This window comes from Methanosarcina barkeri 3, from assembly GCF_000970305.1.
Taxonomy (GTDB): domain Archaea; phylum Halobacteriota; class Methanosarcinia; order Methanosarcinales; family Methanosarcinaceae; genus Methanosarcina; species Methanosarcina barkeri_A.
Genome location: NZ_CP009517.1, coordinates 647188 through 666548 on the forward strand (window position 1 = coordinate 647188; position 19361 = coordinate 666548).

At 37.9% G+C, this 19361-nt stretch carries 12 protein-coding genes and 1 pseudogene; 11 read left to right on the top strand and 2 right to left on the bottom strand.

What is annotated here, in order from left to right:
- Positions 1 to 2379: 2379 nt before the first annotated feature.
- Entirely contained in the window at positions 2380 to 2550 is a 171-nt protein-coding gene (locus MSBR3_RS19880) for a hypothetical protein (protein ID WP_155396677.1), read from the bottom strand.
- Between the two features lie 1262 nt (positions 2551 to 3812).
- Between MSBR3_RS19880 and MSBR3_RS02695 the strand changes: the two genes are divergently transcribed.
- The 11 genes and pseudogenes from MSBR3_RS02695 (at position 3813) to MSBR3_RS02745 (ending at position 18232) form a co-directional block, all read left to right on the top strand.
- Positions 3813 to 4334, top strand: a complete 522-nt coding sequence (locus MSBR3_RS02695; protein ID WP_048106283.1) for a thioredoxin family protein — start codon at positions 3813 to 3815, stop codon at positions 4332 to 4334.
- Between the two features lie 98 nt (positions 4335 to 4432).
- Positions 4433 to 4666, top strand: a complete 234-nt coding sequence (locus tag MSBR3_RS02700; RefSeq protein WP_048106286.1) for a hypothetical protein — start codon at positions 4433 to 4435, stop codon at positions 4664 to 4666.
- Positions 4667 to 5503: 837 nt separating this feature from the next.
- Complete coding sequence (locus MSBR3_RS02705) at positions 5504 to 5971, top strand: peptidylprolyl isomerase (RefSeq protein ID WP_048106287.1); 468 nt, start codon at positions 5504 to 5506, stop codon at positions 5969 to 5971.
- A 401-nt stretch (positions 5972 to 6372) separates the two neighbouring features.
- Positions 6373 to 8064, top strand: a complete 1692-nt coding sequence (locus tag MSBR3_RS02710) for an adenosylcobalamin-dependent ribonucleoside-diphosphate reductase (protein WP_080942177.1) — start codon at positions 6373 to 6375, stop codon at positions 8062 to 8064.
- A 314-nt stretch (positions 8065 to 8378) separates the two neighbouring features.
- A complete protein-coding gene (locus MSBR3_RS02715) occupies positions 8379 to 9344 on the top strand; it encodes a DMT family transporter (protein ID WP_048106288.1) in 966 nt (321 codons plus the stop codon).
- A gap of 614 nt (positions 9345 to 9958) precedes the next feature.
- Positions 9959 to 13135 (top strand): isoleucine--tRNA ligase, encoded by a 3177-nt coding sequence (ileS, locus tag MSBR3_RS02720; RefSeq protein ID WP_048106289.1) that lies wholly within the window; start codon positions 9959 to 9961, stop codon positions 13133 to 13135.
- Positions 13136 to 13205: 70 nt separating this feature from the next.
- The gene (locus tag MSBR3_RS02725; RefSeq protein WP_048106290.1) at positions 13206 to 13847 is read left to right on the top strand and encodes a 6-hydroxymethylpterin diphosphokinase MptE-like protein; all 642 of its coding nucleotides are present in this window, start codon (positions 13206 to 13208) and stop codon (positions 13845 to 13847) included.
- A gap of 1710 nt (positions 13848 to 15557) precedes the next feature.
- On the top strand, positions 15558 to 15740 hold the full coding sequence (locus tag MSBR3_RS19885) for a hypothetical protein (RefSeq protein WP_048106294.1): 183 nt from the start codon (positions 15558 to 15560) through the stop codon (positions 15738 to 15740).
- A 1070-nt stretch (positions 15741 to 16810) separates the two neighbouring features.
- Positions 16811 to 17026 (top strand): hypothetical protein, encoded by a 216-nt coding sequence (locus MSBR3_RS02740; RefSeq protein ID WP_048106296.1) that lies wholly within the window; start codon positions 16811 to 16813, stop codon positions 17024 to 17026.
- 308 nt (positions 17027 to 17334) lie between these two features.
- Positions 17335 to 17427: pseudogene (locus MSBR3_RS21690) on the top strand (hypothetical protein); the annotation flags it as partial.
- Positions 17428 to 17884: 457 nt separating this feature from the next.
- A complete protein-coding gene (locus MSBR3_RS02745) occupies positions 17885 to 18232 on the top strand; it encodes a hypothetical protein (RefSeq protein WP_048106298.1) in 348 nt (115 codons plus the stop codon).
- A 416-nt stretch (positions 18233 to 18648) separates the two neighbouring features.
- Here the strand turns inward: MSBR3_RS02745 and MSBR3_RS02750 are convergent, their stop codons facing one another.
- On the bottom strand, positions 18649 to 19284 hold the full coding sequence (locus MSBR3_RS02750) for a hypothetical protein (protein WP_048106299.1): 636 nt from the start codon (positions 19282 to 19284) through the stop codon (positions 18649 to 18651).
- Positions 19285 to 19361 lie beyond the last annotated feature (77 nt).

Here is a 19361-nt window from a genome sequence, read left to right on the forward strand (position 1 = left end):
TCCATTCTAGTTTTCCCCCCTGTAGATTTTATTCTCAAAGACGACTATACATTAGAAGTTTATCTTAATATTAGAATTACTCTTAATATTTATTCGCCTATGAGATATATGCATATATGAGCTTAATTTATATAAAGTAGAACGAATATATTCTACTAATTATTAAACCGTAATATAAAATCAGAGCCATTTTAACCCGGAAACTTGAAAATACGTCTATATTAAATTTATATTAAAAAAGCACTTAAAATGCTTAAATTTCCAAACTAGAATATAAATACCAGAATATATTTATTGATATATTCTATTAATTTTTATAATTATATCACTTCACTTTTGTTTTCAATGTTTCGACTTAAATTTTGCCTAATAATATGAGGTATCGTTCTATGTAGTCTATGGAGTGAGCTAAGATAAATTTTCATTATGATTCAAAGCCTGTTGGCCAAATCCCATAGACTACACAATAGCAGTTTTAGAACTCTGTCAAGTCTATGAGAGCTGGACAGATTATGCTTATTTTGGAAGGCAAATAATACTATATACTCGTCTCTTTGTTGTTTGTTTATAAGTTGAAAATAATTGTTCTGTTATGAAGTAGCTAGATCAAAAAGAGAAACATCAAGCTTGTTTCATTATTTTGAGTGGATAACTCGTATTCATCACCTAAACGTTAAAGTAATATATCTAATCTAGAAACGTTTGTTATTGATAATCAAATACAAGCTTGATGTTTCTCTTTTTGATCGAGCCACTTTAGTTTATTCAGAAAAAGACAATCTTATTAAAGACAAACATATTATATAGTCAGTTCTGTTAAAACAGGCATCATTTAAGACATATGTTAAAATGTCCTCTAAGCATGTGATTAATAGAATATATTTACTGGAAACGTTATTGTTATATTTTAATCAGCTCTATTATATGTATACGCTTTCCTCTGCGTATTCGTTATGTAGCCACCAGTTCAAGACAAAGTGAATTCATGGGTTTTGTCAATACTGTCTTGAACTGGGTGGCTATTATGATCATTTTTCAATCTCTTACAGTAGCAGGTGTTGCAAATATTTTTGAATTTTTCAAATTAGAAGGGAAATAAACTCTCTAAGGCATGAGTTTATCTCTTTATGACTCAACTTTCCAGACATTTTTTTGACTCTTTGAACATCTGTAAAACTCAGTTGAAAATTATGTTGAATTTTTCTGAAAGTGCTATGAGTAATAATGTAATGTTTATAGTGAAATCTTGCCATTCAATTATTGGAATCATTGTATTTTCCTCCGTTCGTATTCTTCGTATGCTTTTTTCTTCGTATACTTTTTATATTTTTTCACATTCACTATTTTATAGACAAGAAGCCTACATATATGATTTAAATATATATAGTGAAATTTTCTTTTAATATGGCGATAATTAAATTGAAATTTACATGAAAACGCGGTAATACCAATATATTTCCCTCCACTTTTAACGCTGTACTCTTCCTAAGAGATTTTGCATAGACACCAATTTAAGATAGAATGATCCTAGGAAATTATTATTTTAAATTAGTGTCTACAAAGATTTTTTATCTACCAATCTGCTCAGAGAATGTCAAAGTCATTGAATATTACTCTGAACTTCTGGCACAGAATAATCACAAAGTACTGAATATCCATCAGTTTCCCCCCGATCTTCAATTGATATTCACTATTCTCTTTGGGTAATTTTTGAATAGGCACCAGTTCAAGAAAAGTGGATTCATAGGATTTGTCTACTTAATCTTGAAATGTGGCTATTATAGTTATTTTTCCCAAAATATTAACACTATATGCTACTTTTAGCAATTAACTTAGTACAATGTTTTTTCGAAAGCCTATCTTAATTTTAAGGCTGATATATCTAAGTTTTAATTGCTAGTAGGCATATTAAACATATAGTTTTAGTTTATATAAAGCATATGGAATAAATTTTACTTACAATTAAATAGTCCTGGAAAATCTGGGCGAATTTGATGGGGAAATATGGAATTACTTTTTTATTTGATCACTATTGTGAGTATATCTAAAAATGCTGATAAAAAAACTTTTAAATATTTACTTTTCTATTTTTACTAAAAAATAAGGATTATTTTTAAAAAACAAGTTAAATCTAGCTATTTAATGTAGTTATAGTATATATAAAAGGATAATTTACTGAAATGAGCGAAAATATTATTTTGAATCCAAATCATAATACCTCGTATTTTTAATTAAAATGAGTATTTTTTTTCTAGAAGTATAAAAGCTGGATTTATTCAAAGAATTCATATTTAGGAATTTCTTGCTTTCCTGCACCTTAACCATTCTGAAAAAGATAAATTTTCCATTAAATCTTGACATTTCAATTAATTCTCTCGATCACTTCAACTTCTTTTTCTTAACCAGGTTCGCTCTTGAGTCTTCAAAATCAAATCCGACAAGTTTAATATTTCTTGTCGGGAACTCCTTTGCAATAAAAACGAATCGGTCTCCCTGAATAAGTCCTATAAAATTGTAGACCTTATCAGAACACTTTATCCAGGCAGCCATTAAAGTGCTTGAGAAGGGGCACATATTATTTAATTTATAAATATTGTCTCCCTGGATGTGGGTAAGGATTATTGAACCTTATTTACAAAAAAAATTTTATTTTTCAATACAACTTCAGAATTGTCATCAAAACCGGTACGGATAACCTCAGGCACAATGTCCGCATCCGTTAGTACAACAGCACTCTATCGGCCGCAATTACCGTAAAATCAGAAAGATTGATTCCGAAAAGTCACTCCTGAAACCTGAGCATTTCTACAGGCTAGGACAGTCCTTTCGGAAAGACGGACTTTTCGGAAAGACAGACCTTTTGGAAAGACAGCCTCTCGGAAATCACGGCTTTGAATTCAATGTACTGACAATAGTTTTTTGGTCAGCATGCTAGAAATGAAAATTTCTGCCTTTTCATCTCCTGCCAGGTCAAGTTCGAAATCTTAAGGAACTCATTCGGAAATTAATTTCCTGATAGTAGATTTCCTGATGGTAAAATCTACACGGATCAGTTACCTGTCAAGGTTGCATTCCCTAATCGTAGAGTTGAGTTTTGACAAGTATAAAAATATGTTTACAGATAGAACATTAGAATTATTATAATCAAGATGACAGGAGGTCAGTAAATAACACTTAATTAGTGTGATATTGAGAACATAGAAGGATAGAAGTGAACTACCGCTAAAGTAGAGACTTAGCATCTTCCTGAATCATTCTTCCGCCTAATGTCGAAAGGCCATAAGCTACTCCGCGTACCACAGATGAAAAAGTAAGAATATGATATTCAGCGTTTAAGGAATTCTATAAGGGACTTAAAATTGGATTAAATATCAGTAAACAACGCTTTCAGTCCAGAGTCAACAACGGAGAAATCCATCTCATATTTAACACATAGTCTCTCAAAAACAAACAATAAGTCAAGTAAGTCCTTAAAAATGACAGTGAAATATATTCCAGCCTCACCGAAACGAGGAACAAATAGTTAAACGATATTAGGTGTACTCTAAAAGCAACGTCAACCAAGTACAGGTAAATGACTATTTTTTCAAATTTTTTATAATAAGGATAAATTGTTCGGCTGTTTTTATTTATTTTCTAGTTATATACATTTATATTCCTAAGTAGAGTAAATTTTGGCTTATTGTTTTAACAATATGGAAGCGCAGTCTAGATTACTTTAACAATTAACCATTATATTTGTTACAAGATGTTTACACTTACAGATTTTAAAAAATTAACTGTGCAATATTGAAAATAATGGAAGACCAAACATGAAGAAATCAGTTATATTGCTGATCTTGCTTGTATTAGTACTCTTTACAGCTGGATGTGATGAAAAAACTCCACAAAATTCAATAAGTTCTGAAGTAAATATGGAGAAAAGTGTTATTGCTATAACCCAACTGGAACAGTTAAACACATCTCTTCAGAAAACTCCTGTCTTTGTAAAGATCGGATCTAGATGGTGTCCAGAGTGCCGGTCTTTGAAGCCTGTTCTTGATGAATTAGCAGTAGAATATCAGGGAAAAGCAACTATTGCTGCCATAGATGCAGACAAGAACCCTGAACTGGCAGAGTATTTTAACACAATGTATATTCCGGACTCATTTGTGATTGTGGGCATTGAAAATGGAACATACGTCTATATGCAGGAGAATGGAAATGTCAGCACAGACAGATCTAAGGCCAGGTTTGTTGGACGAAACGATACTGACGAAGAAATGTTTAAAAAAGTTCTGGATCTCTCCCTTATTCAACAGAAAAAAGCAGATGCAAGTGACACGAAATATTGACTAATAGATTTAATCTCAAAATCTGGACATAAATAGAAAACTAAAGGTTAAAGCAAAATTCAATATTTCAAATAAATTTAAAGAATAGGAGGACAATTATGGTTTGCCCAGTGTGTGTGGTTGGAGGACTTGGATTTATTCTCAGTCGAATTCTTGGGTTCCCTGATGTTTTCGTTGCTTTTGTAGTCGGGATGCTGGCGACTTCGATGGCTTACTGGGTAAATCATATCATGGGGAAAAAGTGGGGGAAGAGGAAAGGTCAACTTGTAGTGCTCAATATCTTGTTAGGGATTACGTTCCTGTATTCTCTAAAATTGATAGGGTTGTGGTGAGGTAGAAAAAAGACATACTTCAAAATTTTGTGCAACTATTTTGTCCTAAACCAGTTTTCTGCAGTAAAATTTTGTTCTTTTATATTTTTATATAATCCATTTTCGTTTGTTCTGCAACCATTGACCCGCAACCGTTGACCCGCAACCGTTGCGCCGGTTGATCACGCCGTTGTAATGCTTTAGATTTTGCAGTGATTTTCGATCAAGCCTATAGGGTTTGGGGATAAGGTTTCTCAAATCTAAAAGTTACTTAAGTTTTCACTCAAGCCTTTTTTGAAAAGGCTTGCGGTCAAGCAGTTTTTTAAAAAAGGCTTGTGATCACGCCTATAGGGTTTGGGGATAAGGTTTCTCAAATCCAATGTTTCTCGTGTTTTCGATAAAACCTTTTCTCAAAAGGTTTTCGAGCAAGCTGTTTTTTAAAAAAGGCTTGTGATCACGTCTATAGGTTAGAGGATAAGTTTTTCAAATCCAATAGTTGCTTGGGGTTTTCGGTCAAGCCTTTTTTGAAAAAGGTTGCAGACAAGTAGTTTTTTGAAAAGGATTGCGCTCAAGACATTATCAAAAGGTTATAACCGTGCTTGCCAGATGGCCTAAAACGAAATTAAGAGATCTCAGGAGTTCTGAGCTTGTTGAGAATGTAGCCCTCCTTACCCCTGATTCAGCCCTCTTGAGCTAACGAAGTGAGCGAAAAGGGCTCCGTCCTCCCGAGACGGGACTCGGGTGACGGAACTCGGGCAGCGAAGCATTTACATGTAAGGTGAACATAAAGTGCACGAAAAGCCGACTAAAAGACAGGCAAAATAAAAATAAAATTGGAAGACTGGTAGAGGAAAACCAATGGCTGTATGGAAAGGAAAGAAAGTAATTCTACATACCACTATGGGCGATATAACAATTGAGCTTTTTGAAGACATGCCGGTTACGGCAGGAAATTTTGCAAAACTCGTGGAGAAAGGCTTCTATGACGGAGTTGTTTTTCACAGGGTGATCGACAAATTTATGATCCAGGGTGGAGACCCAACAGGTACAGGTATGGGAGGACCAGGCTACGAGATTCCGGATGAGTTCACAAGCCATAACCGGAACGACAGGGGAACTATATCTATGGCAAATGCAGGCCCTAATACAGGCGGCAGCCAGTTCTTTATCAACCTCGTGAACAATAATTATCTTGACAAGATGCACCCCGTCTTCGGGAAGGTAGTCGAAGGCATGGATGTTGTAGATTCTATGGGAAAAGTCAAAACTGACCGTCAGGATCGCCCGAAAACCGAAGTGAAAATTATAAAGGCTGAACTGGTCTGAAACTTCTTAGTGCTTCAGGGCATTTCATACCTTTTATTTTTCCTATCTTTCAGTTATCTGTTCTTGTATTATCCGTTCTTGTATTATCCGTTCTTGTATTATCTGTTCTTGTATTATCTGTGTATTATCTATTTTTTACCTCTTATTTTTTCATGTTTTCTATTTTCCGTTTTTGCTATTCGGTTATTAACTTATTTACTATTTTTATCTCTATATCTAATCATGTTCTCTATACACCCCCTTCTGAATCTTTTTTCTTGAATCTTTTTTCTGACTATTATTTTTGATCACCATTTCTGATTGCAATTTCTGCACACGATTTCTGATCTAGTTTTCGGATACTATGATAAAAAAGCCCGCATAATTAGAATATAATTTCTTTTATCGGAGACTGAAGCCTGTTGAACACAGGAGAAGAGATTTTTGTGTTGAAAACAGAAGAGGAATTGGATTTTCTGGCAAGTGAAACTCTTAAAGCCAGGTATCTGCGTGAGGGAGAAAAGGACTGGAAGGATGTCTGTGAGAGAGTTGCAAAGGCAGTTGCATTAACTGAGGAAGAGTATCTGGATTTCAAAGACCTCATGGTCAGGAAGATTTTTCTTCCAAGCTCGCCCACGCTTATGAATGCGGGTACTGAATTCGGACAGCTTGCAGCCTGTTTTGTAATTCCTGTGGAGGACGGAGTCGAGGAAATCTTCAGTTCGATAAAAACTGCAGCCCTAACCCAGAAAACGGGAGGAGGTACTGGGTTTGATTTCTCAAAAATACGCCCTGAAGGTTTTACCATTTCATGTGGTAATGACGGGACTAGCGGTCCTGTAGCTGTCATGAAACTTTTCAATGAGGCAACCGAGATCGTAAAACAGTTTGGAAGGCGACGAGGTGCCAATATGGGCATCCTTGATGTTTCCCATAACGATATCCTTTCTTTCATCAGGGCAAAGCATGTCGAAGGAGAATTGAGTAATTTCAATCTCTCAGTTATGGTACCTGATGCTTTCATGGAACTTGTTGAAGCTAATAAGGTTGACGAAGTTTGGAACAGGCAAACAGGTATGACAGTCGGGAATATATTTTCCGAGATTGTAGAGGGAATATGGAAAAATGGTGAACCTGGCATTCTTTTCTATGACCGAATAAACAGAGATAACTTCACACCTGCCCTTGGTAACATCTCGGCTACAAATCCCTGTGGTGAAGAGCCACTTCTGCCTTTTGAAGCCTGTAACCTGGGCAGCATAAATCTTTCACTTTTCGTTACAGACAGAAAGGTAAACTGGGACTTCCTCAGGGAAGTAGCCGGAAAAGCTATCCGTTTCCTGGATTACGAAATTGATGAGAATATATATCCTGTTCCGGAGATCGAGGCTGCAACTAAAAGGACCAGGAAAGTAGGGCTTGGAGTAATGGGGCTTCATGATATGCTTTTAAAGCTCGGGCTGCCCTATGACTCACAGGAAGCCCTCAAGCTTGCGGAAAAGCTTATGGAACAGATTACCTGGGCTTCAATCAGAGAATCAAGGAAGCTTGCTACGGAAAAAGGAAGTTTTCCGGAATATGAGGATTCCTCATGGGAACTTCCAATGAGGAACGCTGCACTAACCGCAGTCGCTCCGACAGGCACGATCAGTATTCTTGCCGGCTGTTCGGCAGGAATTGAACCTGTCTTCAGCTGGGTCTACAGGCGAACTCAGACCGTAGGCAGGGAATTTATGCTTGTTCATCCGTTTTTTAAGGCGTATTTCAAACCAAAACTGTCGGAAGCTGACTATGAATGGCTTCTAGAGCATGTCTATAAGTATGGTACGTTGCAGGATGTGGAAAATTCAGAACTTGTAAGTGAAGAGGATAAGCAGCTTTTCAGGTCAGCCCTTGACATTGACTGGAAGGCTCATATTGATATGCAGGCCTCATTTCAACGGCACTGCCATGCCGGAATTTCGAAAACTATAAATATGCCTGGCTCCGCAAGAAAAGAGGATATCAAACAGGCTCTAGTTTATGCCTGGAAACAGGGACTTAAGGGGCTTACTATCTATAGGACCGGAAGCAGACAGCATGTAGTACTTAGCCTCCAAAAATTTAAAAATTAAAATTGTTATTGTCTGTAAAGAACAGAAAGCTGTAATCTTTAAAAAACAGAAAGCTGTAACCTTTAAAAAATATAAAGTTGTGCTCTGTAAAAAACTATAAAACTGCAAACTTTAAAAAACATAAAGCTGTGGCCTACAAAAACTATAGAGCTGTAACCTGTGAAAACATAAAAGTGTAACTTCTATAAACTGTTCATTCTCTCTAAACCGAATCAGGAGACTTCAATGAAATCTACACCCCAAACAGTGTAATAAATATTATACTGTGTTATCTTACTAAAAATATATATACATTTAATCACTCTAAATAATATATGACTGATACATTCAAACATCACCTTGAATTGTTAATTGCCTGCGTGATTTATGGTACCGTTGGAATCTACATGCAACAACTTGAGGATATGTCTATAGGGTCAATTATTTTCTATAGAATATTCTTCGGACTGACAGCTCTTTTATTCTATCTTTCAATTACTCAAAACCTAGGTCAGTTAGCTTTAAAAAGAAAAAAGAAATACCTGCTTCTTCTTGGAATCCTGTATGTTTTGCAAATGTTTTCCTATTATTCGGCAATTCGTTATCTTGGAGCTTCTTCAGCCGTTCTTCTGCTCTATACGGACCCGATATATCTGACTATTCTTGCTCCTCTACTGCTTGGGGAAAAGAACACGGGAAAGACTATTCTCGCACTCTTCCTGGGTTTGATAGGGGTTTTCTATATAACACGGCCGGAAGGAGGCTTTGAGCAGATCGAATTTGGCAGCAGTTATCTTAAGGGAGTACTCTTCGGGCTTACAGGAGGTCTTTTCAGCAGTGGCGTAATAATCTCGGTTCGTTATCTCAGAGATGAATATAATGGACTTACCCAGCTATTCTGGCAGAGTGCAATCAGCCTTTTCTTTCTTTCACCGTTCGCAGTTTCCGTTCCACGAGATATACTTACCGGAAACCTTCCAGTCCTGGTGCTCTTCGGGGTATTGATTACAGGAATCGGTGCAGTGTTCTATATAAGAGGTGTAACAGGCGTGAACGCTATTACAGGCAGTCTCTTTACTCTGCTTGAACCGGTTTCCTGTATGTTCTTCGATTATACTGTACTGGGAAGCTCGATTCACAGTGGAATGTTCACTGGCTGTATTTTCATCCTTGCTGCAGCAATTGTAATAAGCCTTGATAACTCAGTTTCCCCGATAAAAACATTTTTCCTGAACAAGGCAGCCTCTGGCAAAAGGACTTTTGTCAGAAAAAAACCGGTTTTAAGAGCTGAGGATAAATAAAATTCTATGTCTGAGTTTTATTTTTTCCTTTCTCCATCCTTTCTCTTTTTCTCAAATTAATCTGCTTCTGTCCCTTTTGAGCTCAACGGTTGATCCGCAACGGTTGACCCGCAACCGTTGCGCCGGTTGATCACGCCTATAGGGTTTGGGGATAAGGTTTTCAAATCCAAAGGTTACAGTTTTCGGTCAAGCCTTTTTTGAAAAGGCTTGTGAGCAAGCAGTTTTTTAAAAGACTTGTGATCACGCCTATAGGGTTTGGGGGATAAGTTTTTCAAATCCAAGCACTGCTTGGGGTTTTCGCTCAAGCCTTTTTTGAAAAGGCTTGGTATAACAAAGCTTAAATCAAGTACAGCAATTACTGAATAAATTGATTGGCATGTGGAAGATCCGTTTTCTTCAGGACAGACAAAAACGTTCTTTCCCGAACACGGATATTATGTTCGTTAAATACTTATTTGAAGGTTGATATATAAGCGGCGGTAGTAAAGTTTTCCAGTAGTCCACCGGTTTGCATTTATTATTAATACTTATCGGGCAGCTGCAGGACATCTGCAGGACAGGACTGCACTGACCGCACTTTCACTTTAGCTAATCTTTCTTCAGGGAGACCCTATATGATAAAAGAAATCACTGCCAAGTATAACGCAGAGCAAATCGAAAAAAAGATAACGGAGCTCTGGAAAGATAGCGATGCTTATCGAAAGACCCGAGAGCACCGCAAGACTGGAAAAAGACTTTTTTTTGTTGACGGCCCTCCGTATACGACCGGACATATCCACCTGGGAACTGCCTGGAATAAGATCATCAAAGATTCCATTCTTCGCTATTACTCCATGAATAATCGTAATATTCTCGAGCGCCCTGGTTGGGATATGCACGGCCTGCCGATTGAGGTCAAAGTCGAAGGCGTGCTCGGTTTTAAGTCCAAAAAGGACATTGAGAGCTTCGGGGTAGAGAATTTTATTGAGAAATGTAAGGAATTTGCCATCAACCAGAAGCAGGAAATGACTGCGCAGTTTCAGAGGCTAGGGGTCTGGATGCAATGGGAAGACCCTTACATGACCTTAAAAGATGATTACATTGAGGCTGCATGGTGGACTCTCAAGCAGGCCAGTGAGAAAGACTTGCTGGATGTGGGCAAGCGTTCAGTCAACTGGTGTCCACGCTGTGAGACTGCAATTGCAGATTCCGAGGTCGAATACGCCGAGAGGACCGACCCTTCGATCTATGTGAAGTTTAAGATCAAAGGTGAAGAAAATACTTTCATAGTCATCTGGACAACAACACCCTGGACAATCCCTGCAAATGTAGCTGTAGCCGTACATCCCTGTTTTGAGTACTCAAAATTCAGAGCAATCAAGCAAGACGGCTCTGAAGAGATTTTAATTGCAGCTACTGACCTGATCGAAAACGTCCTTAAACAGGGCAGGTATGTTGATTACGAAGTGCTTGAGACAATGCTCGGGGAAGACCTGACGAAACTTGAGTACGAAAGTCCTGTTGGGGATCTGGTGCCTGTGCAGAACGAGATAAAGCACGGTATTTATCTTGCTGACTACGTAACTGCAGAAAACACGGGCTGTGTACATATTGCCCCAGGGCACGGTATGGACGACTTTAACGTTGGCGCGAAATATAAGCTTCCGATCCTCTGTCCTGTGGGCCCGAACGGTGCCTACACCGAGGAAGCCGGAGAATACGCCGGCAAGAACGTCAGAGAGGCAAACCCGATTGTCATTGAAGACTTGAAAAAACGCAACAGGCTGCTTGCAGAAGGAACCGTAACGCACAGGTACGGGCACTGCTGGCGCTGCAAGACTCCCATAATCTACCTTGCAACCGAGCAGTGGTTCCTCAAGGTTACAGAAATAAAGGACAAAATGCTTGAGGCAATTGACGCTGTAGACTGGTACCCTGACTGGGCAGGTTCAGCAAGATTCAGGACCTGGGTTGAAGGCGCCAGAGATTGGTGCATCTCCAGGCAGCGCTACTGGGGAATTCCGATTCCAGTCTGGAAGTGTAAGAAATGCGGAAAACTTGAGGTAATAGGAACCAAAGCCGAATTGCTGGAAAAATCCGGAATAAGCGGAGACGTCGAACTTCACCGCCCCTACGTAGACAAAATAACTATCCCATGTGAATGTGGCGGAGAGAAAAAACGTGTTGAAGACGTTTTCGATGTCTGGTTTGATTCGGCTGTCGCTTCCTGGGCTACCCTGAAGTTTCCGCAGACCAGGGAACAGTTTGATGAATGGTGGCCTGCGGACTTTATCACTGAAGGGCATGACCAGACTCGTGGCTGGTTTTATTCCCAGCTCGGAGCAAGCATGGTTAGCTTCGGACGAGCACCGTACAAGAGTGTACTCATGCATGGCTTTACACTTGATGCAGGCGGAAAGAAAATGTCAAAGAGCCTTGGAAACGTAATTTCCCCGCTTGATATCATTGACAGGTACGGGGCTGACACTCTGCGTGCCTATGTGCTTTCCTCAAGTGCACCCTGGGATGACCTTAAGTTTAACCTGGAAGAAGTGGAAAACGTCCACCGTTCAATCAATATACTCTGGAATGTTTTCAGATTCCCGTTGCCTTATATGGCACTCGATAACTTTGATCCGCTTAAGGTTAGCCTTGATTCCGTAAAAGATGCGCTCAGGGAAGAAGACAGATGGATTCTCTCAAGAGTTCAGTCCGTTGTCAAAGCCGTAGATGAAGCAATGAGCGGATATTTCCTGCATAAAGCTGTGCGTGAGATTCTTGAGTTTACTTTGGAAGACCTTTCCCGCTGGTATATTCAGCTTATCCGTCCAAGAACCTGGACCGAAGCCGACGACCCTGACAAGCTTGCAGCTTACTGCGTGCTTTATGAAGTCTACGTAACCCTTACAAAATTGATCTCTCCTTTCATGCCTTACCTGGCTGAAGAGATGTACCAGAACTTAATAAGAAATGTAGATCCAGATGCACCGGAATCGGTTCATATGTGCGACTGGCCAAAGGTCAATGAAGTCTACCTTGACTCTGAACTCGAAGCGGCTATGAACACTGCACGTTCTATTGTGGAAGCAGCCTCAAACTCCCGTCAGAAAGCAGGAAGAAAGCTCAGGTGGCCTGTTTCCCGAATAGTTGTTTCTCCTGAAAGTGAGGATGCATCAAAGGCTGTCGAGAGACTGCGCTCAGTCCTTATGGACCAGACAAATTCCAAGGCAATTGTCCTTACACCTGTTGGTGAGAGCTGGAATGAACTCGGGCTTGAAGTAATCCCTGATCCGAGCAAAATAGGCCCTGTATTTAAGAAGGATGCAGGAAAAGTCATTCCTGCCCTGCAGAAGGTTGACGGCCTTGCTTTGAAAAAAGCCTTTGTCGAGACTGGTGAGTTTGAACTCTCTCTTGCAGACGGAACAACAGTCACAGTTACTCCGGACATGGCAAACTTCAAAGAAGCCCTACCAGAAGGTACCGCAAGTGCAGAATCCGATGCCGGTCTTGTTTATGTGGACGCAAACCTGACTCCAGAACTGGAGGCTGAAGGATATGCAAGGGAAGTTATTCGCAGGCTTCAGGACATGCGGAAGGAACTTGACCTTGTGGTGGACGAGAACATCCGTGCCTCGGTCCAGATCGAAGATGAAAGAGTCCTGAAGCTTGTTGAAACCCTTAAGGACCTAATTGCAGAAGAGGTAAGAGCCGATATTCTTGACCTTGGCAGCGATATCGATGTTCCTGGAGCCCTTATAAAGGATTGGGATGTCGAAGGCATTGCAATCAAGATGGGTATTGCAAAAAAATAAACCCTTAAAAAGATTGAAAATCCAATAAATTCTGAACTCAAAATATAAGATAGAAAGGAAACTGATTCATATGGATTTTGCTACCTGGGAACCGATTTACGAACGAATCCTTGAGGATTTCGGGTTCGATCGAGTAGGTGACGAAAAGGCAGCCATTTTCCTTTCCGGCATGCTGACCCAAGAAAACACTGTCAGTCTGTCTGAACTTAAAGCTATAATTTCCGGAAAGTATGTTCTGGTCTGTGGAAATGCTCCAGGGCTCAGAAGCGACCTTTCGGAAATTAATCTTTCTGATTTTACGGTAATTGCAGCCGATGGAGCTGCTGCTGTACTAATGGACATGGACATTGTGCCTGAGGTCATCTGTACCGACCTTGATGGCAATTCCGAAGCGGATATTGAAAAAGAAATCCTTGCCTGCCAAAAGGGCTCAATAGTCCTTATTCACGCGCATGGGGACAATATCGATAAGCTTGAAAAATATGTACCTCGCTTTAGACGGTTTATTGCAACTACCCAGGCAAGGCCTTTTGACAAGGTCTATAATTTTGGAGGCTTCAGTGATGGAGACCGATGTTTTTTTGTAGCCACGGAACTTGGAGCTAAAAAAGTTAAGCTGGCGGGTTTTGATTTTGAAGATAAGGATGTAAACCCGATTAAGAAAAAGAAATTGAAATGGGCAAAGAAATTAATAGGGATTTACGATTTTTAGAACACAAATAGCCCAAATAAAATGAAGCAATTATAATTTATTGCCAAACTATTTCTTTTTTATTTACATAATGAATCGAAAAATTTATCCTATTGAAAAGTAGTCGTTTATATGAATATTTTACACAGGAAGAAAAATGCATAAGTAACGTAGTTGAAAAACAAGGGGAGTTATCAAACTTTTTCAAGAAAATAAACTCTTTTTAAAGCCCTAAATCTAGTTTAGGCTAAATATAAAGCTTATAGAAATTATCAAGGCGATATTTTTTAGTTAAGTATTCAATTCCAGATTATTGTTCCTAATTAGTTGAGAGCTTCAATAAAATTATAAGTTATACAATAAATGTAAAAGTAAGTTTGTTTTACTGACAGAAGGTTTGTTTAGTTTTATAAAGATTATTTATATTAAGAAACAGTTATTCTAGGTCTTTTATATAATTTATAATTCTATGTTAAATTGTACTTTCACGGCAGGATTGTTTCTATATAATCGGAAATAAGTAACTCCAATAAATTTTAAAAAATCATCGTGAAAGTATTTTGGGAGTGGGTGAGACCTTTAACTATAGGTATAATTCTCTAACCTGAAAAACCCACTATATATCATTTGAAAAGTCTAAAATGACATAGCAAAATCCTGGAGGAAATATAATGTGGTTTGGTAACTGTGGCTGGGGTGGCTGCGGCGGCTGGGGCTGGCGTCGTTGGCGCGGTTGCGGCTGGGGCGGCTGCGGTGGCTGGTGGTAAGAATAACCACCAGACGAGTTTGTTGAGCTCAAGAACTAATGAATACCTTTTGGAGGTAAATATAATGTGGTTTGGTAACTGTGGCTGGGGTGGCTGCGGCGGCTGGGGTGGCTGCGGCGGTTGCGGCGGCTGGGGTGGCTGTGGCCTATGGAACTGGTGGTGTTAAGAACAACCGCTAGACCAATGGCTGAGCTCAATAAATATTGAATATTGATGAATAAAAGTGGTCATCATTTCAAGACAGGAAGGTCATTTCAGATTAATTGTCTTGAATTGATGGCTATATATTTTATTACCTGTGTAGGTTAGCAATAGTTTCATGTGTTTGAAAGCGGTTTTCGATTCAGGCTGATTAAATCAAAAGCTCACTATTTTATAAGAATAGTTTATTTTAGAAATAATACACTTTCCTCTTAATGTATACAAGCGAAGAAGTTTAAAAACAGAATGAGTAGTTCTATTTTCTTTTACTAAATACGCCTTTTTTGAGCTTCCAAATTGATTATAACCGGATGATGTAGTATATCCATACCATCGAGGTTTTATTTACTTATAAATATTAAATTGCAGACTATAAGTCCTGATTTATCTACATATTTAAAAACTCAAATTTTATAAATTAAATACAAAACTAAACAGGACTTCTCAATGCTTGATTTCATAGCTTTTTCAATGACTATTTAATGTTAAGAATTTATTATTCTATTCTATTTATATAATTTATTATTATATTATTGATTGTACTTTCTGGCAATTAAAGTTAAATCTGCCTCTTTTTAAGGGGATATAGATTATAACACGCTTGTCAGGAGTAACAATGGAGTTGGGAAGTCGATATAAAATTTGATTTGAGAAATATGTACTCTAATCTTTGGATTATATCATTCCCAATATATAAAAATCGTATAAATTAACTAGAAAAACATACAACAAACAAAAATATAGTAAATTGGAGGTAAATATAATGGGTGGAGGATACGGATTATTTGGAAGAGGATTTGATGGTTGCGGCTGCGGTTGCGGCGGCTTCGGCGGCTGGGGCGGCTGGGGCGGCTGGGGCGGCTGTGGTTGTGAGCCTGAGGTTAAATGCATAACAGCAGTTCGTGCCTGCTGTATTAAAGGCGGCGGCTGGGGCGGCTGGTGTTAAAGATAGATTAATCAGATATTGATTAAATCACTCTGACCAGTCAAACCACATACTTAATAGAGAAATATAAAATGTAAAATAAAATGTAAAACCAATGATAGCTCATTCATGCAGCCCTTTGTCGGATATAGAAGCAGGAGAACCCTGATTGTATCAGAGTTTTAAAATGTACTGAAAGGTCTCTTCTGTAACTAACCGGCACTCTTTAATGAATGAGCCTATTTATATTTATTAGTTCAGCAATAACTCAGTTTAGAAACAAGCTATAAAAATTCGATATAATAGCGAATATTTTTATAGATCTGTTAATATATATGCATTTACTCTTTTTTCCACAGTCACCCTAGTTTTTTCATATTATATAATTGCGAATCCTTTACTGGAAATCACTTAACTATTACATTAGCAGTTAATATTTTCTCTTATTAGTTATGTTTTTGGAAAAGCTTTATTTTAAGCGAAAACTAAGTGTTTAGAACAAATAGTCAATTTTATGAGTAATTTACTTTATAAATAATTCACTTTTATATAAAAATCTTAGAGTACTGAGGTTCAAAAATCGTATAAGTAACTCTATTTTTGTTTGATAAATTAGCTTATATTAAGCCTCTAAAAAGGCTATAATCACAGGATATAATGTACTTATGCCATAAAAGCTTTATTTTTGCATAAATATAAAATTAAAAACCTGAACTCCTGGTTTTATATAAATCAAAGGAATTAAAATTCGTAAATTAAGCTTATAATTTAACGCGGTTTACAGAGCATGATTTCCCAGCTTTTTCAATGACTATTTAATATTAAGAACATATTATTCTATTATGCTTATATAATTTACAATTATATTATTAATTGTACTTCCTGATAACAGAAGTTAAATTGATTTTTCTTCACGCGAAGACAGACCATAATGTGGTTATCAGGGGTAATAAAAGAGTTGGGAAGTCGATATAAAATTTGATTTGAGAAATATTACTCGAATCTTGTATTATATCTACTAAAATATATAAAATATTACATAAACTGACTAGAAAAGTAATAAAAATATAGTAAATATGGAGGTAAATACAATGGGAGGATTTCCATTCTTTAAAAAGTTCGATAATTGTGGCTGCGGCTGCGGCTGCGGCGGTGGCTTTGGCGGCTTTTGCGGCTTTGGTGGTTTCTTTGGCGGCGACGGCTGTGGTTGTGGATGCAAAAAGGAGAAAGAGGTTTGTTGCATAACAGCAGTTCGTGCCTGTAAGATTAAAGGCGACGAATGTGACGGCTGGGGCGGCTGGTGGTAAGAGAGATTGATCAGATACTGATCAATCACTCTGAATTATCAACCACAAATTCAATCATTAACTAAAATATAAAGCCAGCCGTGGGCTCATTTGTACAATCCTCCGCCGGTATATAGAAGCAGGAGAATCTTGATTGCACAGAATTTGAAATTTATCGAAAGGTCTCTCCTGCATAACCGGCACTTATTAGAAAGGACTAACGAATAAGCCCTATCTTATTTTATGCATCCATGACTGATAATTTTATCGGAAAACTAACCAGATAAGAACTCAAACAACTTAATCTTGGGCACTTTTTTGGACACTTAAATACTGGACACTTAAATACTGGACACTTAAATACTGGACACTTAAATACTGGACACTTAAATTCTGGACACTTAAATTCTGGACATTTGTAAATATATTGAATAGAGTTTCAGATACGATACTTTTCTAATCTCGATTTTAAAGGTGCTTCATTATGGGACTTTATCAAACTAAAAATATCTCTATTATGTTTTTGGTTCTTTAACATATTGAAGTTATCACTTATCATCATTTTTTCTCGGTTTAGAGAACTTATAATTTCCTTACTTTCATTTACTCCATAGTTTACAGTTTCATTTAACTTAAAGTACAGTTATGAAACAGTATCTTGAACATAGATTTTCACATATTTTTGCAAATTTTTTATGGAGAATGTTTGCTTAAAGTCTTATTCACCAGATATCTTAGTAATCAATTTTATCTTTACTAAGGTTTTTCACCTGGTATAATAATTTATATGAATAACTAACTTTTTATAGTCTTAAAGGACTATTTTTAATCATTGAGTGATTTTACTAAATTTGAGAGGTATTAGTGGGGGAAATTATTATGGATAGTGTCCAGGTTTTTTACCTGAGGATAGCTGCAAGCTTCCTGGTTATTTTGTCAACACTTTCAACTTCAGCGGCACTAACTGATGAAGAGGGGACCACTTTTGAAGACGAAAATAATGAAACTGATTTCGCGTCAACATATAACGAAACTGAAGTAACGGGCCAGGAAATCGGCCTTAACTTCCGGTTTCTCACACCCGTGTTTCAGATGATAGAGGCAGGCATAGCAGTAGTGAATTCAATACTCTGTGTGCTGGGGTCAAACCCCGGAAATTCGAGTGAGATAGAAAATTCCCTGATTTCTTTAAACGAAAATATAGAACGGTTTAATGCAAGCCTCTGATATCCTAACGATATTTGTCACGCGCATCAGCGCGGTTGGAACACAAGGATTACGAAAAAAATGAAAAAGCAAATCAAGATGCGCTGTAAAAGAAGATAATCAAAAAATCAAAAACTTAGCAATTAGTGACTTATTTATAATTTGAAAGTTTAATAAAAGTGGTAGCCAACTTTATAAATTTAAAAATTTATCACGCTGCACGTGACGAATTGTCTTGGACTCATTTTTGGTTACTTCTTAAGTGGAAACAGACCATCGGCCAGATCTGAAAATTGTGGCATACCTACTTTGCTTAATAGAATTTGGAAGTTGCTCTATTCCAGTCGAATACTTGGTAACTTGCAAAGGGACGAAAGCTAGAGAACTCTGGCGCGAATGTATCTCACGCCTGTCTGCAAGCTCTTCTGGCTTGCACATCAGTCAATAAACTCTTCTAACGAGTCGATAAAGGACTCCAACTTTCTTCTTACCTCATATAGATCATGCTTTCCTTCCATGCGCCAGACCTGATGGCCTTCAAAATCGTACAATATCGATAGAGGTAATGTACTTCTTTCGTATTTACTCTTCATTTCCGGGTAATTTTCTACATTTACAACTTCGATAAACAATGCGTTATTAAATTTTGGTTCTGTCAGAAGGACCTCGTGCATGAAGAATATTAAGTCCTGGCTGTCTTTGCTGCTGGTGGATTCTATATTAATACGGTAAACCAGTTTGTTGCCATAGTAAGAAAACAATAAGCGCTGCAAGACGGTATTTATTGTCTCATCAGGATGGATCTTTGCTTCATTGAGCCTGTCATGAAGGTTTTGCGTAATTCTCACATTTTCCGTAGTATGTGTGAGCTCCGGGAAACTTCGTTTCCTGCCATTAACGGCGAACCAGTAGCTGCCGTCCTCGTGTATAAGCTGGCAGGTATCATCGTATCGCACTAACAATTTTGAAATTATCGTGCTCCTCGACTCCCAGGCACTATCACTATTCCTGTCTCTACAAAAATCGAGCGCTTCGTAGAGCTCGGCACTAATTTTAATGGTCTTTGTTTCCACGGCTGCACCTCAATCTGGAGCATACATCAGGTTAATATATAAAAAATGTTCGCCATGGCACTCAAAAAGTCCTCGTG